This is a genomic window from Geobacillus sp. CAMR5420 (assembly GCF_000691465.1).
Taxonomy (GTDB): Bacteria; Bacillota; Bacilli; order Bacillales; family Anoxybacillaceae; genus Geobacillus; species Geobacillus thermoleovorans.
The window spans coordinates 37,977-63,192 of sequence record NZ_JHUS01000017.1 but is presented as its reverse complement, the minus strand read 5'-3'; the positions used below and the strand labels follow the sequence as shown (position 1 = coordinate 63,192).

23 protein-coding genes are annotated in these 25,216 nt (G+C 54.5%); 3 read left to right on the top strand and 20 right to left on the bottom strand.

All coding sequences use genetic code 11. The features are described 5' to 3' along the window. Positions 1 to 16 precede the first annotated feature (16 nt). The 7 genes from addA to aceA all read right to left on the bottom strand — a co-directional run bounded on the left by addA (position 17) and on the right by aceA (position 10,915). Positions 17 to 3,745, bottom strand: a complete 3,729-nt coding sequence (addA, locus tag DI44_RS12810) for a helicase-exonuclease AddAB subunit AddA (RefSeq protein ID WP_033011636.1) — start codon at positions 3,743 to 3,745, stop codon at positions 17 to 19. Continuing rightward, on the bottom strand, positions 3,742 to 7,248 hold the full coding sequence (gene addB / locus DI44_RS12815; protein ID WP_346771093.1) for a helicase-exonuclease AddAB subunit AddB: 3,507 nt from the start codon (positions 7,246 to 7,248) through the stop codon (positions 3,742 to 3,744). Before addB ends, addA begins: the two co-directional genes overlap by 4 nt. Positions 7,249 to 7,386: 138 nt before the next feature. Next, positions 7,387 to 7,941, bottom strand: coding sequence for a signal peptidase I (lepB, locus tag DI44_RS12820; protein ID WP_033024810.1), 555 nt, complete (start codon positions 7,939 to 7,941; stop codon positions 7,387 to 7,389). Next, a complete protein-coding gene (locus DI44_RS12825) occupies positions 7,938 to 8,561 on the bottom strand; it encodes a TVP38/TMEM64 family protein (protein WP_033011630.1) in 624 nt (207 codons plus the stop codon). The genes lepB and DI44_RS12825 overlap by 4 nt, the downstream gene beginning before the upstream one ends. Before the next feature lie 101 nt (positions 8,562 to 8,662). Then, positions 8,663 to 9,202 carry a competence protein ComK gene (locus tag DI44_RS12830; protein ID WP_033011628.1) on the bottom strand — a complete coding sequence of 180 codons (540 nt, stop codon included), beginning with the start codon at positions 9,200 to 9,202 and terminating at the stop codon, positions 8,663 to 8,665. A 127-nt stretch (positions 9,203 to 9,329) separates the two neighbouring features. Further along, a complete protein-coding gene (locus DI44_RS12835; RefSeq protein WP_033011626.1) occupies positions 9,330 to 9,524 on the bottom strand; it encodes a hypothetical protein in 195 nt (64 codons plus the stop codon). A gap of 104 nt (positions 9,525 to 9,628) precedes the next feature. After that, positions 9,629 to 10,915 carry an isocitrate lyase gene (gene aceA, locus DI44_RS12840; protein ID WP_033011624.1) on the bottom strand — a complete coding sequence of 429 codons (1,287 nt, stop codon included), beginning with the start codon at positions 10,913 to 10,915 and terminating at the stop codon, positions 9,629 to 9,631. Positions 10,916 to 11,106: 191 nt separating this feature from the next. On the opposite strand from aceA, the gene DI44_RS12845 reads away from it, so the two are divergent. Further along, entirely contained in the window at positions 11,107 to 11,697 is a 591-nt protein-coding gene (locus tag DI44_RS12845; RefSeq protein WP_033024809.1) for an SCO family protein, read from the top strand. Positions 11,698 to 11,999: 302 nt separating this feature from the next. Here the strand turns inward: DI44_RS12845 and DI44_RS12850 are convergent, their stop codons facing one another. Together DI44_RS12850 and DI44_RS12855 are read right to left on the bottom strand one after the other, a co-directional pair. Further along, positions 12,000 to 12,305, bottom strand: coding sequence for an AzlD domain-containing protein (locus DI44_RS12850; protein WP_011230177.1), 306 nt, complete (start codon positions 12,303 to 12,305; stop codon positions 12,000 to 12,002). After that, positions 12,298 to 13,014 carry an AzlC family ABC transporter permease gene (locus DI44_RS12855; protein WP_014195014.1) on the bottom strand — a complete coding sequence of 239 codons (717 nt, stop codon included), beginning with the start codon at positions 13,012 to 13,014 and terminating at the stop codon, positions 12,298 to 12,300. The genes DI44_RS12850 and DI44_RS12855 overlap by 8 nt, the downstream gene beginning before the upstream one ends. Before the next feature lie 187 nt (positions 13,015 to 13,201). Here DI44_RS12855 and dat point away from each other — a divergent pair, with 187 nt between their 5' ends. Further along, on the top strand, positions 13,202 to 14,065 hold the full coding sequence (gene dat / locus DI44_RS12860) for a D-amino-acid transaminase (protein WP_033024808.1): 864 nt from the start codon (positions 13,202 to 13,204) through the stop codon (positions 14,063 to 14,065). Positions 14,066 to 14,121: 56 nt separating this feature from the next. Here the strand turns inward: dat and DI44_RS12865 are convergent, their stop codons facing one another. The 5 genes from DI44_RS12865 to DI44_RS12885 all read right to left on the bottom strand — a co-directional run bounded on the left by DI44_RS12865 (position 14,122) and on the right by DI44_RS12885 (position 19,497). Further along, entirely contained in the window at positions 14,122 to 14,919 is a 798-nt protein-coding gene (locus DI44_RS12865; RefSeq protein WP_011230174.1) for an ABC transporter ATP-binding protein, read from the bottom strand. Then, positions 14,885 to 15,889: an ABC transporter permease gene (locus tag DI44_RS12870; RefSeq protein WP_033024807.1), complete on the bottom strand. Its 1,005-nt coding sequence runs from the start codon at positions 15,887 to 15,889 to the stop codon at positions 14,885 to 14,887. Before DI44_RS12870 ends, DI44_RS12865 begins: the two co-directional genes overlap by 35 nt. A 55-nt stretch (positions 15,890 to 15,944) precedes the next feature. Continuing rightward, complete coding sequence (locus tag DI44_RS12875; protein ID WP_033024806.1) at positions 15,945 to 16,955, bottom strand: ABC transporter substrate-binding protein; 1,011 nt, start codon at positions 16,953 to 16,955, stop codon at positions 15,945 to 15,947. A 127-nt stretch (positions 16,956 to 17,082) separates the two neighbouring features. Then, entirely contained in the window at positions 17,083 to 18,627 is a 1,545-nt protein-coding gene (locus DI44_RS12880; protein WP_033024805.1) for a fatty acid--CoA ligase family protein, read from the bottom strand. Between the two features lie 135 nt (positions 18,628 to 18,762). Next, positions 18,763 to 19,497, bottom strand: a complete 735-nt coding sequence (locus tag DI44_RS12885) for an MBL fold metallo-hydrolase (RefSeq protein ID WP_033024804.1) — start codon at positions 19,495 to 19,497, stop codon at positions 18,763 to 18,765. Between the two features lie 151 nt (positions 19,498 to 19,648). On the opposite strand from DI44_RS12885, the gene yhfH reads away from it, so the two are divergent. After that, positions 19,649 to 19,786 carry a protein YhfH gene (yhfH, locus tag DI44_RS17770; RefSeq protein WP_074044590.1) on the top strand — a complete coding sequence of 46 codons (138 nt, stop codon included), beginning with the start codon at positions 19,649 to 19,651 and terminating at the stop codon, positions 19,784 to 19,786. Between the two features lie 304 nt (positions 19,787 to 20,090). Here yhfH and DI44_RS19090 read toward each other — a convergent pair whose 3' ends face one another. The 6 genes from DI44_RS19090 to hemE form a co-directional block, all read right to left on the bottom strand. Continuing rightward, a complete protein-coding gene (locus tag DI44_RS19090; RefSeq protein ID WP_198527186.1) occupies positions 20,091 to 20,279 on the bottom strand; it encodes a hypothetical protein in 189 nt (62 codons plus the stop codon). A gap of 6 nt (positions 20,280 to 20,285) precedes the next feature. Then, a complete protein-coding gene (locus tag DI44_RS19085) occupies positions 20,286 to 20,687 on the bottom strand; it encodes a YhgE/Pip family protein (protein ID WP_198527185.1) in 402 nt (133 codons plus the stop codon). A 99-nt stretch (positions 20,688 to 20,786) separates the two neighbouring features. Further along, a complete protein-coding gene (locus tag DI44_RS12890; protein WP_033024803.1) occupies positions 20,787 to 21,359 on the bottom strand; it encodes a TetR/AcrR family transcriptional regulator in 573 nt (190 codons plus the stop codon). Between the two features lie 375 nt (positions 21,360 to 21,734). Beyond that, positions 21,735 to 23,174 (bottom strand): protoporphyrinogen oxidase, encoded by a 1,440-nt coding sequence (gene hemY / locus DI44_RS12900; RefSeq protein WP_033024801.1) that lies wholly within the window; start codon positions 23,172 to 23,174, stop codon positions 21,735 to 21,737. After that, a complete protein-coding gene (gene hemH / locus DI44_RS12905; RefSeq protein ID WP_033024800.1) occupies positions 23,167 to 24,117 on the bottom strand; it encodes a ferrochelatase in 951 nt (316 codons plus the stop codon). The genes hemY and hemH overlap by 8 nt, the downstream gene beginning before the upstream one ends. Positions 24,118 to 24,133: 16 nt before the next feature. Beyond that, positions 24,134 to 25,171: a uroporphyrinogen decarboxylase gene (gene hemE / locus DI44_RS12910; protein ID WP_033024820.1), complete on the bottom strand. Its 1,038-nt coding sequence runs from the start codon at positions 25,169 to 25,171 to the stop codon at positions 24,134 to 24,136. Positions 25,172 to 25,216 lie beyond the last annotated feature (45 nt).

Below are 25,216 nucleotides of genomic sequence, written 5' to 3'. Positions count from 1 at the left end.
TCTTTCCCCCTCCGCGTCATTCCACCGCGATAATGTATTGGCCGTCAAACGAATACAAATAGCACTCCGCTACCGGCACGCGCCAAATTTGCTCAATCGCTTGCCGATACAGGCGCATTTGCGTTCCGTAGCGGCCGAGCAAAAAGCGGGCGGCCTCCTCTTTCTGGCCGGCAAAACGGCCGGTCACCTCATCCGTTTTATAGTCGATCATCACATAACCGCGCTCATCCGCAAACACACAGTCAATCACCCCTTGGACAAGCACCCGGCGGTCGTCTTCCATCCCGTCATGCCCGTAAAGATGGGAAGCCGGAAGCCCTAGACTGAATGGCACTTCCCGGTGCACCTCGCGGGCGGCGCAAAGGCGGCGGCCGATATCCGTAGCGAAAAAGGCGGCGATCGCGGCCGCATCGACCGCTTCGGCTTGCTCGGCCGACAACAGCTCTTTTTCGATGAGCCGACCCATTTGCTCACGGATGGACGCTTCACTGACCGGCGCACGCAAGTCGAGATGGCGCATGACGATATGAAGCGCGGTTCCTTTTTCCATCGGCGTCAACGTTTTTTCCTGCATAAAGCGCGGCCGCGAGAAAATCGGCGCTGTTCCTTGGCGCAGCGGCCATTCACTCGCCAGCTCGCCAAACAGCACCCGTTGCTCTTTCAGCTCCGACACCGACTGTTTGGCGCGCACAATCGTCCCTTTTTCATAGCGATACCGCCATAACAAACGCCGCTCTGCTTCCTCTTTCCAGCCGCCGCCAGCCGGAACCGGGCGGCCATGTTCAAGCGCAGCGAGCACGCTCTCGTCCGCCTGGTCGGCAGCCGCCTCGCCGCTGCGCAGCTCGGCCGCGGGCACAATGGCAATGCGCCATACGGACGGATGGGAGGCGATTTCATCCGGCGCCTTCTCTCCCGCTAAAATGCACCCGTCGCGGTGGCGAATGAGCGCCCGGCCGATCCAGTCTAAATAGGAACGGGCCGATGCTCGCACATCGTCGGGAAGCAGCCATTCGCGTTCTCCCGCAACGCCTTTCCATTTTTCGATCTCCTTATCGGCATCGTTGACCGCGGCGAGCAAATAAAGCTTCTCTTTCGCTCTTGTCAGCGCAACGTACAAAATGCGCATTTCCTCGGCGAGCAGCTCAAGCCGCTTTTTCACTTGGATCGCCAGCAATGGCAGCGTTGGATAGCTGATGCGCAGCTGTGGGTGGACAAAACGGGCGCCAAAGCCGAGCTCTTTATCCAACAAGTACGGATGATGCAAATCCCGCGTATAAAACGGGCGGGCGAGTCCGGCCAGAAAGACGACCGGAAACTCGAGCCCTTTGCTGCTATGGATCGTCATCACCCGCACGACATCTTCCTGCTCACCAAGCGGCCGGGCTGCTCCTAAATCATCGCCGCGCTCCTGCAGCCGCTCAATAAAGCGGAGAAAGCGGAACAGCCCGCGAAAGGCCGTCGATTCGTATTGGCGGGCGCGATCATACAAGGCACGCAAATTGGCCTGCCGTTGCTTTCCACCCGGCAGCGCGCCGACAAAATCGTAAAATTGTGTATCGCGATACAGCTGCCAGATGAGGTCGGCCAACGAGCGGCGGCGGGCCATCGTGCGCCAGCGCCCGAGCTGCTCCAAAAACGCGGCCGCTTTTTTCTTGGCGGCCTCCTCCTCATCCGTTTCCGCCGGCTTTTGCCGGAACAACTGAAGCGCCTCATAAAACGTTCCTTTTGGATCGGCGAGGCGGATCATGGCCAGCTCGTTTTCATCAAAGCGAAACAGCGGCGAGCGGAGCACAGCGGCGAGCGGAATGTCTTGGTGCGGGTTGTCAATGACTTTCAGAAGCGACAGCATCACCGAAACTTCCGTCGCCTGAAAGTAGCCGGACGATAAATCGGCAGCCGCCGGAATGCCGTGCGCCTGCAGCTGCTCGATCATTTGCGGGGCGTTCGTCATCGAACGGACGAGCACAACGATGTCTCGGTACATGGCACGCCGCGGTTGCCCGCTTGAGCGGTCATGCACATAAAATGGCCGCGACACGATTTCTTTGATTTTCTCGGCCATTAGGCGCGCCTCCAGCTCGGAGCCCTCAAGCTCCGCTGCCTCTTCGTCCTCTTCTTCCGCCGCGCGCTGCCGGTTGATGATCATCACTTCCGGAACAGTATCCGCCCCATCCGGATAATCGGCGCCATACTTAAGCTGGGCTGCTTCATCGTACGCCATCTCCCCAACGGTTTCCCCCATGATTTGTGCAAAAAGGAAGTTCGTGCCGTCCAGCACCTCGGCGCGGCTGCGGAAATTGCGCGCCAAATCAATTCTCATTCCCCCTGCGGCCCCATCAGCGGCAAACCGTTTGTATTTGTCCAAAAACAGCATCGGCTCGGCGAGGCGAAAACGATAAATCGACTGCTTGACATCGCCGACCATAAATAAGTTGCCAGTCCGCTCGCTTCCTTTTTTGACGAGCTGCAAAATCGCTTCTTGCACAAGGTTCGTATCTTGATACTCATCGACAAGCACTTCATCAAACTGCGCTTGGTACTCCAAAGCGGCCGCCGATGGCTGCCATTCGCCCGTTTTCGGGTCGCGCTGCCGCAAAACATGCAGACAATAATGTTCCAAATCAGAAAAGTCGACGATCCCTTTTTCACGTTTCACGGCTTGAAACCTAGCGGAAAAACGGCGGACAAGCGCAACGATCGTCTCAACCGCCGGCTTCATCTCCCGCATATGGCGGATCCAGACAGACGGGGGCAGCGAAAATATGTTGTCGCGCAGCGCTTCCAGTTTCTTCTTCGCCTGGTCGCGAAGCGATTTCGCCTCATCGACGAGCCACTTGTCATAGCCATCGCCGCGACAGCCCGGAAGCCGGCCGAACGCCAGCGACTGCAAAGCACGATACAGTCCTTCCCACGATTGCGACCGCCATCTTTCAAGTTCAGCGACAACGGCGGCATCCTCGCGCAGCCGTTTCTCATACGGCCGCGGCCCGCCCGGTTCCTGCGCAAGACGCAACGCCCTTTCGATGAGCCGTTTGGCCGCTGCCAGCTCCATCGCCGCATGTTGGTTGATATAGCGCGATGGCAAAAGCGACTCGGGCGGCGTCTGTTCATCGACCTCATACATGGATACAAGGCCTTTCAGCCATTCATCGGGAGCGGGGTGGGAGCGGGAGAAGTCATGCAACGCGAAAATCATGTCTTGCAGCTCGGCATCGCTCCGGTCTCCGGTGTAAGCATCAATGACGGCAAAAAAGCGCTCGTTATCCGCCTTTCCATATTCCTCCTCAAGCAGCTCCTCAAGGACGTCCTCTTTCAGCAGTTCGATTTCTGTCTCATCAGCGATGCGAAACGACGGATCCAGATCGAGCAAATAATAATATTTGCGGATGACATCTAAGCAAAACGAATGGAGCGTCGAAATCGAGGCGCGGTTGAGCAGGCTGAGCTGGCGCCGCAAATGGAGCGAATGCGGCCGCTTGGCGAGTTCGCGCTCGAGCGCCTCGCCGATCCTCGCTTTCATCTCAGCCGCCGCAGCGTTCGTAAACGTGACGACAAGAAGGCGGTCAATATCGGTCGCCTCGTCTTCCGCCGTTACTTTTTGGATGATTCGCTCAACAAGAACGGCCGTTTTTCCAGACCCGGCCGCCGCAGCGACGAGAACGTCCCGGCCGCCGGCCACGATGGCTTTCCACTGTTCATCCGTCCACCGGCTTCCGGCCGGCTTCGGGCGAAACGCAACGCTCAAGATTCTCCCCTCCCTTTCGTTATATTCTTCATCACGTCTTCCCCCGTCTGTGGGGCAAGCTTTCGGAATTCGTTGCCGGACAGCGCCTCGTCAAATTGGCATATGGACTTAAAGGCGCAAAAGTCGCACGCTGTTTTGCTTTTCAGCTTGTACGGGGCAATCGATACAATGCCGTCAGCGATTTGTCCGCCAATATCGGCAAACAGACGGCGGACGTGCTGGCGAAGCGCATCAAAATCAGAAGCGCTCGCGACCGAAGACTGCGAATGAATCGCCCCGCTGCTCGTCAGCCTGACCGGCACAATCAGCGACCGCTGCCCTTTTTCCAATTGACTGTCCATCAGCCGGATTGCCTCCACATCGGCAAGCAGCAGACCGCGCATCCGAAACGGCTCAAGAAGTTGTTTCGCCATCTCCGCTTCATCGTCAAGCCACTGCTTCGCCTTCACAATCGGATTATGGACATGGAAATAGAGCACCCCGGCCGGCAGTGCCGGCTGTTTGACAAGTTGCTCAGCATACGTGAGCACAATGTCCAAATAGGTAAGCATTTGCAACGCCAAACCGTAATACACTTCCGTCAAATCAAGCGTTTTGGCGCTCGATTTGTAATCGATGATGCGAAGAAATACTCCTTCGCTGCTTTCTGCCTTGTCAACGCGGTCGATTCGCCCGACAAGCTCCATAACCGTCCCGTCGCGAAGTTGAAAGCGAAGCGGCGGCAAGTCGCCGCCCGGTCCAAACGCCAGCTCGAGCCCGATCGGAACAAAGCCGCTCGCCCGCGCATGCTCGCTCAACACGTGGGTCGTGCGGGCGACAACGTGTTTTAATTTCCGTTTCATATATTCATAGCGAGACGAGCTGGACAGCACTTGCTGTTGAATGAGGGGGGCAAGCCGTTCGACCGCTTCATCCGACAGACGCTCGCAATCCGGTTGGGACAGTTCGCGCCAATCAACGTGCTGTTCGCGCAGCCGGTCGGCGATTTGTTTAATGGCCGCATGGAACAACTGGCCGACATCCGGCGCCTCGAGGCGGAAAATGCTTCGCTCCTTTAAGCGCAGCCCGTGTGAAATAAAATGGGCGTACGGGCATTTTTGAAACTGCTCCATGCGCGAGACGCTCGCCTGAATTTTTTTTCCGTACAACCGCCGGCTCCATTGTTTTTTCAACGGCGCAGCTTTGTTTGTATAAAACAGCGCCGACACCGCCTTTTGCACCCTCTCGTTCCATTCCGGGCGGGCGATGAACACGTTGTACACATCCCACCAAAGCGGATCGATGCCATAGTTTCGCTTCCATGCGCGCAGCTGGCTGACCAAATACGTTTGTGTCGCCTGCGGCGCTGTCACAAACGCCTCCGCCTTCTCTTCCGGGGCATCGAACGGATCGTTGCCGCACAAGCGCACCTTCACCTTCGGGAACAGCTCCGACAATTGTTTAATCAGCGGCGATGGCATGAGCGCTTTCCCTTCGCCATCGGCCAGCGGGTATGTAACATACAGCCGTTCGCTTGGACAGGCAAGCGCCAGGTAGATAAAAAACGGATCGTAAAACAGCTGTTCCCGGCTCCCCGGCGCAAGCGCCACACCGAGTTCGCGCAGCTGCTCCCGTTCGATTTCCGCCATAAGCCCATCCTCTTTCGCCCTGGCCGGAATGACGCCATCGTTGGCGCCAATGACAAACGCATACTTCACGCCGATGAGGCGCGAACGGTCGAGCTGGGCGACGATCACTTGATCGATGGCCGGCGGCACAAGGGAGAACTCAAGCCGGTCAAGCCCGGCCTCGATAATTTTGGCAAATTCGGCTAACGACAACGGTTCCGCTCCGAGCATTTCAACGTATTGGTCAAGCAAATCGATGACCGCGTTCCACACCTGCTCATGCTGGCGCGCTTCCACGAGGCGGCCTTCCGCTTCCGCCTGCGCGCTCATTTGTTCCAGCTTTTTCGGAATCTGCAATTCTTCTAACAAGAGATATAGCGCCGTGCAATACCCGCGCCCGTCCTTAGCCCGGCGCAAACGGCGCTCAAGGCGGCGGAGCGGGGCGGCCAGCGTCTCCCGCCATTCGTTCAACTTGTCCTCAAATTGCCGTTCTTCATCCGTCTGCGGCACATTCAACCCGTCAAGCGCCCGGTAGCGCCGATACGGCCAGCGCTCGCCGCTCGTCCATTTGTCCCCCTTCATCCCATAAGCAAGAACATAGTTTTCGAGTTTGTCGGCTGCCTCGCGCCACATGACCAAGTCACCGTCCAACGGAAAGAGCAAATCCGTCTTCACAGCGCGAAACACCGCCTCATACCGCCAGTTTGTGGAAATGGTTTCCAAAGCAGCGCGCACAAGTTCAATGAGCGGATGATGGTGCATCGGCTCTTTTTCATCCATAAAATACGGGATGCCAAAATCAAAAAACACCGTCTTCACAAGGTCGCGGTACGCCTCCGTTTGGCGGATGACGAGCGCGATGTCGCGATAGCGCGCCCCTTCGTCGCGGACAAGGCGGATGATTTCCCGGGCGACCGCTTCCAGTTCTGCGCGGCGGTTGGCCGCCTCATAAAGGCAGACCGCACCGTCTTCCGCTTCGTAAGGCGGCAGCGGGCGGCGATGAAACTGCGCCTCGAGATGGGCGAGCGCCCCGCTTTGATGACGTCGGTTTTCCGCGAGCACGACCGGCTCTTCAAGCAAAACATCGTTGGCCAAGGCAAGCTCGCGCAACTGGCGGTACGTCTGCGCCGGCAGATAAAACAAGTCGAGCTCGTCCGGCATCGCACCATCATACGGGCGGTCGACCGTCAGGCAAACGGTGACCCGCCGGCAATGACGAAGAAGCTGCTCAATCACTATGTATTCTTGCGGGGCAAAATGATGGAATCCGTCGATATAAACATCGGCATCGCGCAAATAGCAGGAGCGGGGGATTTGTTCGGCGAGCAGGCGCAAATAATCTTCCGAATCGAGGTAATGGCCGCTTAAGCTCCGCTCGAGCTCTGCATAAACGAGCGCGACATCGCTGAGCTTATCGGCCAGCAGGCGCCGTCCCGGCCGGCTCGGCCCGCTTTCCAGCTCCTCGACACGGCGGCGAAGCTCGTCCGGCGTTAAGCAATACCGCTTGCATTCGGCGATCATCTCATGCAGCTGCTCGACAAAACCGCTTTTGTCCGCCGCGCGGCCAAACAGTTTAAGCTCCTGTTTCCGCTGTTCAATAATTTTGCGAATCATCATTTGCACGCCGACATCGTGGACGTGGTAGCGGTTCATGCCTCCCGTCTCCTGCAAGACGCGCCAGGCGAGGCGGGGGAAGCTGAACACTTGGGCGCGGATCATTCCTCCTGCTCCCTCGGTATGGATTAAGGCGTATTCACATTGAAACGTCATCTGCTCCGGAACGAGGTAAACAATCGTCTTTCCTCTCGGATCTTCCTGCAGCTTGCGGCGGATTTCCGCAAGACACATAGCCGTCTTCCCGCTTCCCGATCGTCCAAGCAAAAAGCGAAGCGACACGGCGATCACCACCATTCGTTTCCTTTATCTCTTCTATTTTAGCACATATGTTCGTATTTGGTAAAGAAAAAACTGCCTTCCTTGAAAGCAACCGCTCCCTTAGGCAAAACCGCCGCCGCACCTCGATGCGCCATTTTCTCAAAAATGGAAAGCAATCTCCCGAAACGGCCAATAGCGGAGGTCTACCTTGCCGACCACTTGGCTGATTTTGACGAAGCCGAAATGGCGGCTGTCCCAACTGCTGAGCCGATTGTCGCCAAGGACAAAAATGCAGCCGGCCGGCACCCGCTTTTCTCCCGTCACCTCTTCAAGGGTAAAATCGCCTGTCAGCTTCCCGCTAAGGAGTTGCTGCTTATACGGCCGCAAATACGGTTCATCGACCTGTCGACCGTTAATATACAGCACATCGTTTTTGTACTCGATCCGATCCCCCGGCAGCCCGATGACCCGTTTCACGTAATCTTCCTTTTGATTGGCGTGAAACACGACGACATCAAACCGATGAATCGGGGCAATTTCATAACGGATCTTATTGACGATCAGCAAATTGCCGCTTTGCAGCGTCGGCATCATTGACTTTCCTTCCACCATATAATTGCTGAAAACGAAAAAACGGAGCATGGCGACAAACCCGACAGCGGCGAGCCATGGCCAGCGGCGTCCCCGCTTCTTTCCTTGTTTCCGTTTGGTCACTCCCCGTCCTCCTCGCTGCGTTGTTTTTCCGTCAACGAAAATCTCGCCTCTACTCGTTTTCCCGCATACCAAAGCAGCAGCACAACAACAGCGATCGCCGCCGTACGCAACGGCTGGCGGACAAGCGCCACCAAGTCATACCCGATAAAGCTGATCGTAAAAATCATGATCATCTTTCCAAGCAAGACCGCTAATACAAACTGCTGGCGGCTGATGCGTGACAGACCGGCAACGATATTGACAAGCGCCGACGGGGTGAAAGGAAAGCAATACAGCAAAAACAGCGGCCCGAATCCGTGCCGTTCAATCCAGTGCATAAACTGGCGCACTTTTGGATGGCGGCGGACAAAATGAAAGAAACGCTGCTGGCCGATCTTCCGCGTCAGCCAAAAGACGATGAGCGAGCCGAGCGAAGCGCCAATCCAAGAAATGAAAAACCCTTTCCACAACCCGAATGCCGCTGCGTTCGCCATCACAAACACAACCATCGGCAAAATCGGAAAAAACGACTCGAGCAGCGTCGCCGCAATGCCGGGAAATATGCCGAAGGAACGGTAATGGTCGAGCAAGGAAAGCACGTGGTCGAGCGTGAGCCATTGTTTCAAAGTTTCCATATTCATCGTTCTTTCTCCATTCAAATGCCGTTTATATTTTTATTTTACACGCTCGGCCGCGCAATTTGAACTTTTGCTTGTGAAAACCCATTTTTTTATCATGGCGGTTATTCCGTCACATGCTTTTCTTGCTGCATGCGATATATGTATTGCAGTTTGCGCTCTCTCGCCTCCATTCGCTCCGACAGTTTCGTCCGCAGCTGGGCTGTTCGGTGCAATTGGTTGATGAAAGATTTGCAGGACACATCGAGGACAACGCTTTTCCCGTTGCGGAAGTATACAACCGTCCGCTCATATTTCGCAGGCTCATACCGATAGACATGCATATGCGACAGCCAAACACAGCAGGAATCTTTCGGGGAAGCGGTGGGAAAGAAGTAAATTTCGTTGGACGGTTCAATGGCGATCGGCGCTTTGTGGGTGATGCCGATCACGGCCTTTGTTCCCTCTTTTCTGCCTTGAAAGCTGCAGCCATAATAATCGCAGCTATGTCTAATAATGTCGAGGGGCGTTTGTTTGACAATGTACTCGCCATCTTCCTCGACGACCTTTGCATACAGGTCATTGTTCAACAAATAAGGGAGAATCGCCATCGTATAACGGCTCACGACGAAATGGTTTAGGATGATAAATTCATTTACTTTCATCGTCTCATCTCCTCTCAACGAACTCACCACTCCTATCATACCACTAATAGTTATATTTTTCTATATTTTGAAAAAAGTTAGCGGGTTTTTTGCACAAAAAATCCCATGACGATCGTCATGGGCATTGTCAGGAGTTTTCAAACGTCTGGCCGATTTCTTTCATTGCTAAATACTCGTTCGCTTGCTCGAGCGCCGTATGTTCGCCGACCGAATCGCCTGCATACGTTTCCTCGTTCATCCACGATTGTTCAAAATGGAGATCGGTGCTGACGCGGAATTCGGCAGGGATTAGCTCCGGCAGACTATCTTTTTTCTTTTCCATTTCATCGCCTCCCTCCGTCTATAGAGTGCGCCAGCTTTTTCCTTTTATACGCAAAAAAAGCCCGGTCAAACCGGGCTTCCGTCGATATACGGCAATAGCCGCCGTCAAGCGGTCGTAAACTGCTCCTCTTCCGTCGATCCTTTCAAAGCGACTGTTGACGATTGGCCGCCGGAGATGACTTGGGCGACTTCGTCGAAATAGCCGGTGCCGACTTCGCGCTGATGGCGCGTCGCCGTGTATCCGTACTTCTCGGCGGCAAATTCTGCTTGCTGCAGTTCGGCGTATGCAGCCATGCCGCGTTCTTTGTAGCCGCGCGCCAGTTCAAACATGCTGTAGTTGAGCGCGTGGAATCCAGCCAGAGTAACGAACTGGAACTTGTACCCCATTTTGCCGAGCTCTTGCTGGAATTTGGCGATCGTTTCGTCGTCCAATTTTTTCTTCCAGTTGAACGACGGCGAGCAGTTGTACGCCAGCAGCTTGCCAGGGAATTTTTCATGAATGGCTTCCGCAAACCGGCGCGCTTCTTCCAAATTCGGTTCGCTCGTTTCGCACCAAATAAGGTCGGCGTACGGCGCATAGGCAAGTCCACGGGCGATCGCCTGATCGAGCCCTGCACGCGTGCGGTAAAATCCTTCCGGCGTCCGTTCACCGGTAATAAACTGTTGATCGCGCGGATCAATGTCGCTCGTAATCAAGTCGGCCGCATTGGCGTCCGTGCGGGCGATGAGCACGGTCGGGACGCCCATGACATCGGCGGCAAGCCGCGCCGCGATCAAGTTGCGCACCGCCGTTTGCGTCGGCAAAAGCACCTTTCCGCCCAAATGTCCGCATTTTTTCTCCGATGACAGCTGGTCTTCAAAATGGACACCGGCCGCTCCCGCTTCGATCATCGCTTTCATGAGCTCAAACACGTTCAGCTGGCCGCCGAACCCCGCCTCGGCATCAGCCACGATCGGAACAAAGTAGTCGATGTCTCCACTACCTTCCAAATATTGAATTTGATCCGCGCGCTGCAACGCCTGATTAATGCGTTTGACGACGTGCGGAACACTGTTGGACGGATACAAGCTTTGGTCCGGATACATTTGCCCGGCGAGGTTGGCGTCGGCTGCCACCTGCCATCCGCTTAAATAAATGGCTTTCAACCCGGCTTTCACTTGTTGCACGGCCTGATTCCCCGTCAACGCACCAAGCGCGTGGACATAGTCTTCGGTATGGAGCAGTTTCCATAGTTTTTCTGCGCCGCGCCGAGCGAGCGTATGCTCAATATCGATCGAGCCGCGCAGTTTAATGACATCTTCGGCGCTGTACGGGCGGACGATCCCTTTCCAGCGCTCTTCATTTTTCCAGCTTTCCTCTAATTGTCGGACACGTTCAGCAAATGACGCCATTTTTCCTTCCCCCATCTCTTTGTTATAATACATTATTTTTATTTACGGTTTTATTATATAACAGAAAGAAAAAAATGCAAGCTTTTTTTGAAACTTTTTTTGAATTAGGAAAATAGACACAAACTGTTCGTAAACAACACCGTTTTCCTATCCGTACTTTTGGTATGATCATGAATAGAGGAGTGATGAGAATGAGAAAGTGGTATACGATAGCAGCGTGCCTCGTACTGTTCGGAATCGGCGCCGGCATCTTTTACTTTACCGTTTATAAGCCATCTGCCGCGCGCCTTCCCCACGATGTCACAATGGAAACTGCCTGGGGGCGTCCGTATGCGTTCGGCGACTTGCCGCCGAAAGTGCGGCTCGTTGAGTTTATTTATACAAACTGTCCGGATATTTGTCCGAATACGACAATGCAAATGGCGAAACTGCGCGACCGGCTGGAAAGCGCTGGTGTATTTGGGCGGGATGTCGAATTTATCACCATCACGATTGATCCGGCCCGCGACACGAAAGAAAAGCTGCAAACATATGCCCGCACGTTTGGCGTAACCGGCGACGGGCAAGGCTGGGTATTTTTGCGCGGCAGTGAAGCGGACACGAAAAAAGTAGCGGACGCCTTCCACTTTCAATACCGCGACCCGGGCAACGGCATGATCGTACACACGACGCTCGCCTACTTGCTTGGCCGCAACGGTCGTGTCGTCAAACAAATCGGCATGGGGACATCTCGATTTCATGTCGATGAGGTATACGAGGCGATTATGGAGGAATTGTCATAACCATGCAGCAAGTTTGCATACCTGTCGCAAAAGGAAAAGAGGAAGCGATGTCCGCTTCCCTTTGTGAACTACCCACCACCTACGCTTCGCTTAGAGGTGGGGGCTTCAAGCGACTTGTGTGTGTTCGCTGAACGGTAAGCCACACACAAGAACCCTTTACGCTTCCCTTCGTTCCGAAGGTGTCCGTTCTAACCATATTCTATCCTATTCGTTGGCTAACGCCAACCGAAATTCATCTCCCACTTTCACTGGTGCTGGCGCACCTTCACGTTTAGAAGTAGGAGACTTCTTTCGGAGGGAAGTTAAACAAATAACGAATACAGGCTGAGCGCTGCAACCGCCGCAAGCACGACGATCATGACGTTGGCCCCAAGCCAAGCTGTGATGACGGCCGCCGCAAAACCGATGACACCGAACCAAAAATCATCTTGGATGAAAAAAACGTCAGGAATAATGAGCGCCCCGAGCACCGCATACGGCACATTTTTCAGCACTCCTTGCCAAAACGACGGCAGCTCGACGCCGCCGAGCAACACAAACGGCAACAGGCGCGGCAAATACGTCACGACCCCCATGCCGATGATCATCCATACGATTGTGCTATTCACCGCCGTTTCCCCCTTCCTTCGTCAGCCATTGAACGATGATGGCCGACAACAATGTAGCCAAAACGATCGACCAGCCTTTCGACAAGTGAAGAGCAAACGTGCCGATCGAGTTGAATAAAGCCGACAGCCCCGCCAGCCAGACGATTTTCCGCTGCTTTTTCAACGCTGGAACGAGCAGGCCGATAAACATGGCATACAAGGCAATGGACATACTTTCTTGCAAACTTTCCGGCAAACCGGCCCCAGCGGCATAACCAATGCCCGAGTTGACAACCCAACTGCCATACGCCATGGCAATGAGCCCAAACATATACGAGGCGTTGATCGTTCCTTCTTTCATCGCCGCCACCGAAAACGTTTCATCTGTAATGCCAAAGGCGTACAACGCTTTTTTCCAAAGCGCGTCCGGCTCAGCCTTTTCATTAAGGGACGCCGACATTAAAAAATGGCGAATGTTTAATATGAATGTCGTCAACACGATTTCAAACACCCCAGTGCCAGCGGTAAGCAGACTTAACGCGATATATTGCGAGGCGCCGGCGAAGACGACGATGCTCATGAGCACAGTCTCGGCGAACGTCAGTCCGGTTGTTTTGGCGAGCAGCCCAAACGCCAGCGCGATCGGCATATAGCCGATGGCGATCGCTACTCCTGCTTGCACCCCTTGGCGAAACGGCGCCATCTTGCCGGCTGCCCATGTCGTTTCCATCCATTTATCCCCTCCATTTGACTAGATTGATAACTTTATTATCTAAAAATTCCTTTCGTTTCGCAACCCGAACGTCCATTCATTGTTTCCGCTCACGCCAAACACGAGACAAACGCAGAAAGAGGCCAATCTATGATATAATCAAACTGATTCATGATTGATGGCAACAGAAAAGGAGTGCACGTCCATGTCAGTGAAACCGTATGTATTAACCGACCGCGGCATTTTCCGTTATGAACAAGTCACGTACCCGATGGAAGAGCGCGGCTTGCAATTCGGTGATGGCGTCTACGAAGTCGTCCGCTTATATAACGGGATATACGTTTGGCTTCGCGAGCATCTTGACCGGCTGTACCGTTCAGCGGCCGCCATTCGCCTATCCGTTCCGTTTGGCTGCGAAGAGCTCATCGAACAGCTTGAGGAGCTTCGCCGCCTCAACGATGTGCAGGAAGATGCGATTTTGTATTTGCAAATGACGCGCGGCAGCTTCCCGCGCAACCATGCGTTTCCGGCGGAAAACCGGCCGAACTTGTACGCCTACATCCAGCCGATGGCGCGGAAAACCGAGGAAATGACACATGGGGTGCGCACGATTTTGACGAAAGATGTCCGCTGGGAATACTGTTACATTAAAAGCTTGAACTTATTGCCCAACGTATTGGCTAAACAAGAAGCGGTTGAGCGCGGAGTGTTTGAAGCGATTTTGCATCGCGACGGCGTCGTAACCGAAGGCAGCTCGTCAAACATTTTCCTTGTCAAAAATGAAACGGTGTACACCCATCCGGCCACCGCACGGATTTTAAACGGCATCGTCCGCACGAAAGTGAAGCAGTTTTGCGCTGAGCTTGGCATTCCATTTGTCGAAGAAGCGTTTTCCACCAACGACCTTGCGGAGGCGGACGAACTGTTTTTAACGAGCACGACGTCAGCGATTATCCCGATTATTCAAGTCGACGAAACGGTGATCCGAAGCGGCGCGCCAGGGGCGGTGACGAAGGCGCTGCAAGCCGCCTACCGACAAGCGACGCAGCGAGAAACCCAAAATATCTGACCGGCCGGCCGAACAGAAGAGGTGTCCCCTAGCCAAAGAAGGACACCTCATTTCGTTTATGAGCTGAGCACGGCGCGGTCGCTCGCAAACTGGCTGCCGCGGATGCGTTGGAATGCCTCAAGCAGCCGCTCGACCGTCAGCTCCTCTTTCTCCTTTCCTTCTGCGGCAAAAATGATTTGCCCGCCATCCATCATGATCAACCGGTTGCCAAGGCGAATCGCCTGCTCCATGTTGTGCGTCACCATGAGCGTCGTCAGGCGGTGCTGCTCAACAATTTGCTTCGTCAACTCCGTGACCAACTCCGCCCGCGCCGGATCAAGGGCGGCGGTATGTTCATCGAGCAACAGCACATCCGGTTTTGTAAACGTCGCCATCAACAAGGAAAGCGCCTGCCGCTCCCCGCCGGAAAGAAGTCCGACTTTGGCGGCGAGCCGGTCTTCAAGCCCTAAATGAAGCGTTCGCAGCGTTTCCCGAAACCACTCGCGCTTTTGCTTCGTGACGCCAAGACTTAACGTGCGCCGCTTCGTCCGGTTGTAGGCGAGCGCCAAATTTTCCTCAATCGTCATATGCGGGGCGGTGCCGGCCATCGGGTCTTGAAAGACGCGGCCGATGTAGCGGGCGCGCGCATGCTCCTTGAGCGCGGTTACATCGCAGCCGTTGATCCACACTTCGCCGGTATCAGGAGACAGCCGTCCGGAAATGATGTTCATGAGCGTAGACTTGCCGGCGCCGTTGCTGCCGATGACGGTGACGAAATCGCCGGGGGCAAGCGTCAGATCAATGCCGCGCAAAGCGATTTTCTCGTCAGCCGTTCCTTCGTTAAACACTTTTGTAATTCGTTTCAGCTCCAGCAACGGTTTCCCCCCTCTCCAACTGCCGCACCCTCCGCTTTTTCCGCTGCCGTTCTTTTTGCGCCGCCAACGTGTTGGGCACGACGAGCGCCAGCATGACAATGAGCGCGGTAATCAATTTCACATCGCCCGTCTCCAAAAACTCAACCCGCAGCGCAAGCGCCAAAATGAGCCGATACACAATGGCGCCGCCAATCACCGCCCATGTCGCTCGCGCAACCGAACGGGCGCCAAACAGCGCCTCTCCGATGATGACAGACGCAAGTCCGATGACGATCATCCCGATTCCCATGCCGACGTCGCTGAATCCGCCATACTGGGCAACAAGCGCCCCAGACAAGGCGACCAACGCATTCGACAGCCCGAGTCCGAAGACGATCAACCAGTCGGTGTTGGCGGAAAAACTGGCCACCATCGGTTTGTTGTCCCCGGTCGCCCGCAGCGCGATTCCGACTTCCGTTTTCAACAGCCAATCGAGCAGCCATTTCACCACGAGCGCGACGACGGCCATCGAAACGAGCACCGCCCACGTCCGCGGCGCAAACCCGGTGAAAGAAAACAGCTTGTTGAGCGTCTCATCCAATCCGGATTGCCGCCAGGCGGCAGTGATTTTCGTGATGACCGTTTCTTGCTGCAACAGCGGTACATTCGACTTTCCCATGATGCGCAAATTGATGGAATATAAAGCAATCATCATTAAAATGCCGGATAAAAGCGGATTGATTTTCCCTTTCGTATGCAAAAGCCCGGTCAGCGCCCCGGCGGCAAAGCCGGCCGCAAGCGCTGCAGCCGACGCAGCAAACGGATCCGCTCCGCCTGTGATGAGCACCGCGGCGACCGAAGCGCCGGTGACAAAGCTGCCGTCAACCGTTAAATCCGGAAAATCCAGCACGCGGAATGACAAATAGACGCCAAGCGCCATCACCGCATAAATCAACCCCGCTTCCACCGAACCAAACATCGCTGCCGACATGCCTACCCCCCCTGTTGGTGACAAATCCCTCCTTCAATGAAGGAGGGACGGCCGTTTATTCAATATACTCAGCGATCGAATCCCATTCCGGATTGAGCTCAATCCCCATTTCTTGCGCGGCTTTTTTGTTGATGACAAGTTTCAATTTTTGCGGATACTGAACCGGCAGATCGGCCGGCTTTTTGCCGTCCTGCAAAATTTGCGCCGCCATTTCCCCGGCTTCATAACCGATGTCATAATAGTCGAACCCATACGCCGCAAACCCGCCGCGCTTCACAGAATCAAGCTCGCCGACAAACAGCGGAATGTCATGCTCGTTCGCCACTTGAATGACCGATTCCAACGCGGACACCACCGTGTTGTCAGTGATGATATACAGGCAGTCCACTTTGCCGACAAGCGATTCCGTTGCCTGCTTCACTTCAGCCGAGGTCGATACCGACGCCGAAACGACTTGCAAATCGGTTCCTTGCATCGCCTTTTTCACCTGCTCGATTTGAGCGACGGAGTTTTGTTCGCCGGCGTTGTAGACCATGCCGACACGGTTGCCTTTGATATATTTGTCAATAAACTGCACCGTTTTCGGAATCGCCTCCGGGTGCGTATCGGTCGTGCCCGTCACATTGCCGCCCGGCTTTTCCATCGATTGGACGAGCTGGGCGCCGACCGGGTCGGTCACCGAAGTGAACACGATTGGAATGTCTTTTGTCGCATTGAGCGCCGCCTGCGCGCTTGGCGTTGAGTTGGCGAAAATCAAGTCGACGCCGTCCGAAACAAAATTATTGGCGATCGTTTGGTTGTTGCTTTGGTCGCCTTGGGCGATTTGCACGTCATACTCAACGGACAGCCCTTTGTCTTTTAACGCCTGCTGGAATCCCTTGCGCGCCGCATCGAGCGACGGATGCTCGACAATTTGCGTCACGCCGATATGGTATGTTTTTTCCTTCCCGCCTTGTCCGCCGCTTCCCTCGCTGTTTGTTGCCGTTTCTTTCGCTCCGCCGCAGCCGCCAAGCAATAAAAAGCCGGCTGCACACACCGCGGCGAACCGCCGAATCGATTGGCCCATGATCCCATCCCCCTATGTAGAGAAGTTTAGTCCTTTTAAACTTTTATGTGTTAAATTATATAAATTTATCTACTTGTTTTCAATATACTATTCAAAAAAAAGAAAAGGTGCTGAAAATTCAGCACCATCAAGCATGGGAAGACGCGAGCTGCTCTTTTAACGCTCTTCGCAAAATTTTTCCTGTCGCATTTTTCGGCAGCTCGTCCAAAAAGTCAATCGCGCTCGGCACTTTATATTTTGCCAACCGCTCACGGCAGTAAGCGATGAGCTCTACTTCCGTCAGCTCCCGATTTTTCGCGACGACATACGCCCGCACCGCCTCTCCGTAATCCGGGTCCGGCACGCCGATCACCGCGGCTTCAACGACATCCGGATGGCTGTACAGCACTTCTTCGACTTCGCGCGGATACACGTTGTAACCGCCGACGATAATCATCTCTTTCTTTCGGTCGACGATATAGAAATAGCCGTCCTCGTCCATGCGCGCCAAATCGCCGGTGTGCAGCCAGCCGTCGCGCAAGGCCGCCGCTGTCTCTTCGGGCATTTTGTAGTACCCTTTCATGACGTTCGGCCCGCGAACGACAAGCTCGCCGACTTCGCCGACGGGCACTTCTTCTCCGTATTCGTTGACGACCTTATTTTCAACGTTTTTGATGCTCGTTCCAATCGAACCGGGTTTGCGCGGCCGGTCGAGCGGATTGAAGCAGGTGACGGGGGACGCCTCCGAGAGCCCGTACCCTTCCGAGATGATGACATTGAACTTTTTCTCAAAGTTTTCAAGCAAGGCGACCGGCATCGAAGCGCCGCCCGAGATGCAGAGGCGGAGCGTTCGCAAATCGTCTGCGCTTCCTCCCTCATGCTGGTAAAGGAAGTTGTACATGGTCGGCACGCCGGCAAAAATCGTCGCTTTTTCCTCGCGGGCCAGCTGGAACAACTTCGACGGGCTGAACTTTGGCATGATGAGCACCGTTCCGCCGTTCATCAGCGGGGCATTGAGCGCCACGGTCAAGCAAAAGACATGAAACATCGGCAAGGCGGCAATGACGCGATCGTTTTCGTTGATGCCTAAATAATCGGCCGTATCTTGAGCATTGCTGTATATGTTTTTATGAGTGAGCATCGCCCCTTTCGGCTTGCCGGTCGTCCCCGATGTGTACAAAATGACGGCGACATCGTCATCATCCAGTTCAGGGCCGGTAAAATCCGGGCTGCCGTCCGCTAACACTTCTGCAAACGATTTCATTCCTTCCGACAGGGAAATGGCTTTTTCCTTCCCTTCCGGCGTTTCACAAACTATTGCATGCTCGAGCAACGGAAGCCGCTTCTTCGCCTCCGCAAACAACGGGGCGAGCAAGTCGAGGCCGATCACCGCCTTGACGTCGCCGTTATGCAAAATGTAAGCGATTTCTTCCGGCGTATAAATCGGATTGATCGGAATGACGGTCGCCCCAAGCCGCAACGCCCCATACAAGCCGATGACAAACTGCGGCGAGTTGCCAAGCAACAAGGCGATATGGTCGCCTCGGCGAACGCCAAGCCGCGCCAACCCGTCGGCAAATCGGGAAATGGCTTCGTCCAATTGTTGATACGTGCACCGCTCTTTCATGAACACATACGCTTCCTTGTCCGGCAGCTGCTTAGCGATTTGCGCCAGCCGCGTCGTTACGTTCATATAAGCTCCTCCCCCAAAATGAATGAATGACCATTCATTTTATAAGTAAAAAAATTCGAACTATATTCATTATAAAAAAAAGAACAGCAAAGGGCAAGGGGAAGCGTTTCCTTTGCTGCTCTCTCTTATTTTGGCCTATTGCGCCCACGTTAGGCCAGTGCGGGCGAGGCGAATGACGCCGCGGAACGTCCGGCCAGCCTCCTCAACCAGCTGCTCGTGCCGGCCAACGTGCGGCAAATGCGTCAACCATAATTCTCCGACACGTGCTCCCTCCGCGATGGCCGCCGCCTCCTCGCTCGTCATATGCCCGGCCGGCGCTGCGTTTTGCCCAGCGTAAAAGTTGCACTCGCAAATGAACAAGTCGGCTCCTTTGGCAAACGACAGAAACTCCGGTATGTAGCTTGAATCGGCCGTATAAACAACCGTCTTGCCGCCAGCAGTAATGCGCATCGCGTAGCATGGCACCGGATGAACCGTTTTCATAAATGTGATCGAAAACGGCCCAACAGCCAGCGTCCCATTCGGATCATAGGCCCTCCCTTCCGTAATGCCGCTATGCGTCAAGCGGGAAAACGCCGCCTCGTCTTCCGCATGGCCGTAAATCGGCAAGACGGGAAGGTCAGCCCCCAAATTTTTCTGAATGAGACGCGCGTATTGGATCGGGCCGATGTCGGCGATATGGTCGTAATGGTAATGGGAGATGACGACCGCATCTAAGTTTTCCACAGCCGTATAATTTTGCAGCTTGGCAAGCGCCCCGCTTCCGCAATCGACGAGCAGGCGAAATCCGTCATGCTCGAACAAATACGCCGATGTCGCTTCATTGGCGGCAGGAAATCCTCCCCAATAGCCGATGACCGTCACTTTCATTTTCTGTTCTCTCCTTCCATTCGTTTTGTCTTCATCATACACAACCGCGCCTATTTTTTCATCTTTGTTGATTTTTGTTTTAAAACACCTATTGACATTTTGTTATGTGTTATAATACAATGGAATTACCAAGACAACGGAGGGGATCGGAATGTTGACCAAAGTGTTAGAATTTTTCAGAAACTTGCCGCCTAAAAAATGTCTGCACTGCGGCAAAGAGATTGACGAGCAACATGAATGCTACGGCAACACGTGCTCTGATTGCCTTGGCGCCGCTTACCGCCAATAGGTGAGCGGAAGCATCCCTTGCGTCGCGGCGCCGGCTGCCCCGCCGGCGTTAGGCTGTTCCCCGATGCAGCCTGCCTTTTCTCTTTACTGCCTCCAGCTAGGAGGCATTTTTTTGCTAACCTCGGGACTGCCATCGCACACATCTGTTCTATGGCGGCCCATCTGCAAAAAGCAACCTCCCGTCCTAGCAAACGGTTTTCCTTTCAGCCATTTTCCGCCCATTGTTTGATCCCGGATATTGGCCAATACGAAAGGCGTCCCAATCTTTTTGGGACGCCTTCGAGACGGACTTTATGGTTCAATCATCACACTTGAGCCGCTGTTTCCGTTTCCGTCCATACCGCATAACGGCGGCGATACAGAAGGAGAAAATACGCGAGCGTCGCCAAGGCAAAGACCGCGGCTGTCGCAAGCAATATCGTTGTTTCCTTCCACATGACCGAAAAATCACCGCTTGAAATGACCGCTCGCAACCCGCGGATCGCATGGGTCATCGGCAGTCACGGATGGAGCGACTGCAACGCACTCGGAACGAGCTCAATCGGATACGTGCCGGCGCTTCCAACTAGCTGGGTAATCAATAGCAAAATGGCAAGAAACCGGCCCGGATTGTCAAACACGGTGACAAGGAATTGAACGATCATCATAAACGTTATGCTGATGATCCAAGTGAACAAATGCCAAGCAAATGAATGTTTTTCCTTCAGCCGCTTGACGACATCGTCGCCAAGATGCATCGGTTCGCCGTCAAGCTTAGCTCCTTGGTCTTCATTGACGACAGCGACCGGCAGGCGGTCCAAATGACCGTATGGGTCCCAAAACGCCCATAAAAACGACCCGCTGTACAGAAGAGGAATGAACAGAACAGCAAGGATCAGGATAAACACTTTCGGGCGGAGCACGATGGCCCGCAGCTCTTTTCACAGCATATGGCGCTCCCTCCTTTGTACAGATGACCAAATTGTCCATATGGTCAATTTTCAACAAAAAAAGAGGATCATCTACCTCGACAATCCTTGCAAAAAATAGAGCGTAAACAATTCAGCAATTTGTTCTTTTGTCAACGGTTCATGATCTTTTTCCCAATCGACGATCAAGGCGATGTACGTCTTGAGCATCAAAAACGCCGTAATTTCCGAATTGCACGGGCGAATCTCCCCTTTTTCCACCGCCGCATCAATTTTTTGCCGAATGAATTCGACCATTGCCCTGTCCAGTTTGGCAAGCACTTCTTGCACCGCCGCCGTACCGATATTGCGCACTTCTTGAAGCAGCTTCGCCGTCAGCTGATGGCGCTGGCGAAATTCCAAAATGCGGTACAAGGCGCGGTGGACGTTTTCGGAAAACGGCAGCGACGAGTCCATCGCCAGCTCCGCTTCCGCCTTGATTTCCACAATCAATCCGGAGACGATTTCATCGAGCAGTTCCTCTTTGCTTTTAAAAAACGTGTAGATCGTCCCCTTGCCGACGTTGGCGAGCTTGGCGATCTGCTCCATCGTCGTCGCTTTGTAGCCAAAGGCAGCAAACGATTGGGCCGCCGCTTCGATGATTTGCCGTTTGCGGTCGCTTGCCATACTCCTCATCCTTCAAACTGACTAAATGAACAATTTGGTCAATCCGTATTAATCATATCATGAATCAGCCTCGATGTAAAGGTTGAAACGAGCATGGCCTTGTGCATCGGAAGCCAATCGCTTCCCGCCATCTGAAGGCGTAAAACTGCCACATAAAACACCCATGCGCGCGTTTTGCGCTCCACTCGGCATGAAAACGGAAACTCCATACACTCGCATTTTCACGGAAAACATCCATGAGCCATTTTTGCACTTTTCCCCAGGCATGAACATGGCCGCTCAAGGCGTATGTATTTTCATACGAAAAAGACGGGCGGGCGAGCGTCCGCCATCGAACGGAAGCGGCGAACCGTTCGGCCGTTTACAAATTGTTTGTTAATGGACGCTGCTATACATAGTAGATGCTCGCTCCACCGCTGTCGGCTGCAAGTACTCAAGCACATCGCGGGCCGCTTTTTCGCCTTGGTCAATGCAATCCGGCAATCCGAGCCCTTCGTATGAGCTGCCGGCCAAAAACACCCCCGGCAGCGCATCGCCCATCTGCCGTTTAATGTGCGCCAGCCGCTCGCGGTGCCCGACCGTGTATTGCGGCATGGCCCGCTTCCAGCGCGAGATGACGGCGAACTCCGGTTGGCCGGCAATATTCATCACTTTATTTAAATCATCCAATACAACGCGGACGATCTCATCATCAGGTTGGTCGACGATCTCCTCATCGCCCGGGCGCCCGACGTAGCCGCGCAAGAGCGCCTTGCCAGGCGGCGCGGTGTGCGGCCATTTTTTATGCGTCCATGTGCACGCCGTCATCGTGTAATCGCTGCGGCGCGAAACGACAAACCCGGTGCCGTCAATGTCTTGGCGGATCGCCTCCTCCGGGAATGCGAGCGCCACCGTCGCCACCGACGTCAGCGGCACTGAACGGAACGGGGCGAAAAACGGATAGTCAGCGAACATGTCAGGCACAACATGATGCGGTGTTGTCACGATGATGCCGTCTGCCCCCCACACCTCTCCTGTGCTCAGTTGCAGCCGATACGCCGAATCGGTGCGAACGATCCGCTCGACACGCACCCCTTTGATGACGCTGCCCGGCTCAAGCCGTTTTTCCACTTCATCAACGAGCGACTGCAAGCCCGTTTTTAACGTCTGGAACGCCCCTTTCCGCTCTTTTTGCTCTTTCGGCGTCGTTCGTCTCGCTCCACGGACAAGGCTTCCGTATTTTTGCTCAAGCTGAAAAAACTGTGGAAACGTCGCCATTAGGCTCATCTCATCGATGTCGCCGGCGTAAATGCCGGAAAGCAGCGGTTCGATGAGATTGTCCACCACCTCATCGCCGAGGCGGCGGCGGAAGAAGCGGCCAAGCGGCATATCACCATCGACTTTCACCGGCGGCAGCACAAAGTCAAGCGCCGCCCGCAGCTTGCCGGCTGGGGAAAACAGTCCGGTCGTTAAAAACGGGGTGATGCGCGTCGGAATGCCCATCACCGCTCCGCCCGGAATTGGATAGAGTTTGCCGTTGACCAAAATGTACGATGTTCCGGTCGCGTTATGAACGATCTCATGTTCAAGGCCGACTTCCTTCACAAGGCGAAACGCGCTCGTTTTCCGCGCCAAAAACGAGTCTGGACCGCGTTCAATGACAAAACCGTCGCGGACGACCGTCTGCACTTTTCCGCCGAGCCGGTGCGTCGCCTCGACAAGTTTGCATGCAAGTGGGAGGCGTTGCTCTCGAATCGCTTTTTGCAAGTAGTAAGCAGCCGTCAAGCCGGTAATGCCGCCGCCAATGATGACGACCGTCCGTTGCCCTTCATTCATGTCGATCGCCTTCTTCCGCCCACCGCTTTAACACAACCGACGCCAATGCATCAATAAACAATGGATTCGTGTTGGGCATCTCCGGTCGGTAATAGCGGGCGCCGATCTCTTCCGTCACCTGTTTGCACTCAATGTCGTTGTCATACAACACTTCCAAATGGTCGGCGACAAAACCGACCGGCGCGTAAACGAACGACGTATAGCCGCGCTCTTCGTAAAGCTGGCGCGTCAAGTCTTGCACGTCCGGCCCAAGCCATGGTTCCGGCGTCTGACCGGCGCTTTGCCAGCCGACGGCATAGTGGGCGACGCCGGCTTGATCAGCAATTCGTTTCGCTGTATCTTCGAGCTGCGTTGGATACGGGTCACCGGCTTGAATAATTTTTTCCGGCAAACTATGTGCGGATACGATCAGCACAGCTCGCTCCCGCTCACGTTCCGGCATGGCGGCAAAAATCGCTCGCACTTGTTCCGCCCAATATTGCAAAAACTTCGGCTCGTCATACCATTGATCAATCGTGTAAATGGTCGGCCCGCCGAGCTTTTCCGCTGCCGCTTTCGCCCGCTCATTGTACGAGCGAATGCTGAATGTGGAATAATGGGGCGCTAGGACGATCCCGACCGCTTCTTTGATGCCGTCATCATGCATGCGCTCGACGGCATCCTCAATGAACGGCTCAATATGTTTGAGCCCTAAATACATGCGAAACTCGACTTCATCTTGCACTTCGTTCAGCCGCTCCTCGAGCCGTTTCGCCTGCTCTTCCGTAATTTTAGCAAGCGGCGACAACCCGCCGATCGCCCGGTAGCGCGCTTTTAAATCCTCGATTTGTTCTTGCGGCGGCTTGCGCCCATGGCGAATGTGCGTATAATACCGTTCAATATCATCTTCCCGGTACGGCGTTCCGTACGCCATCACGAGCAGCCCCACCTTTTTTTTCACCATTGTGCCACCCCCTCGTTTAGTTCGTTGACGTATATTCGTGGATAAAAGCGGTCAGACGCTTCAGTGTCGCCGGCTGAACATCCGGAAAAATGCCGTGGCCTAAGTTGAAGATGTAGCCCGGCCGTTCCATCCCTTCGTCCAAAATGCGCTTCACCCGTTCTTCGATCACGTCCCACGGCGCAAGAAGCACCGCCGGATCCAAGTTGCCTTGAATGGCTTTCGCAATGCCTTGGCGACGCGCTTCGCGAATCGACAGCCGCCAGTCAAGGCCGATGACATCAAGCGGCAAGTCGTTCCACTCATGCACTAAGTGACTGGCGCCGACGCCAAACATAATGAGCGGAGCCCCTTCTTCCCGCAAAGCGGCAAAAATGCGCGCCATCGCCGGCTTGATAAACGTCCGGTAATCGTCAGCATTGACGGCGCCAACCCAAGAATCAAAAATTTGCACGGCGCTTGCCCCTGCCCGAATTTGCGCCCGCACATAACGAATCGTCATCTCAGCGAGCTTGTCCATTAAGGCGAACCACGCTTTCGGTTCAGCATACATGAACGCTTTCGTCTTATGATAATTTTTTGACGGACCGCCTTCAATCATGTAGCTCGCCAACGTAAACGGCGCCCCGGCAAACCCGATGAGCGGCACATCCAACTGTTCGTTGACAAGGAGCCGAATCGTTTCAAACACATACGGCACATCATGTTCTGGATCAATCTCCCCAAGCCGCTCGACGTCTTGAAGCGAGCGAATCGGATTCGCGATCACCGGCCCGACGCCGCCCTGAATCTCGACGTCCACGCCAATGGCCGGCAGCGGTGTCATAATGTCTTTATATAAAATGGCGGCATCGACGCCATATTGCTCAACTGGAAGTCTCGTGACGTACGCGCAAAGCTCCGGTTGATGCGTAATTTCAAACAGCGAATATTTTTCTTTCAGCGCCCGATACTCTGGTTGCGACCGTCCGGCTTGCCGCATATACCAAACCGGCACGTACGATGTTTGTTCGCCGCGGCAGGCGCGCAAAAATGTATCGTTGATCTGTCTAGTCATCTCCATCCGCCTTTCTTTCCTCACAATCCCGTCAACGGTTTCGCG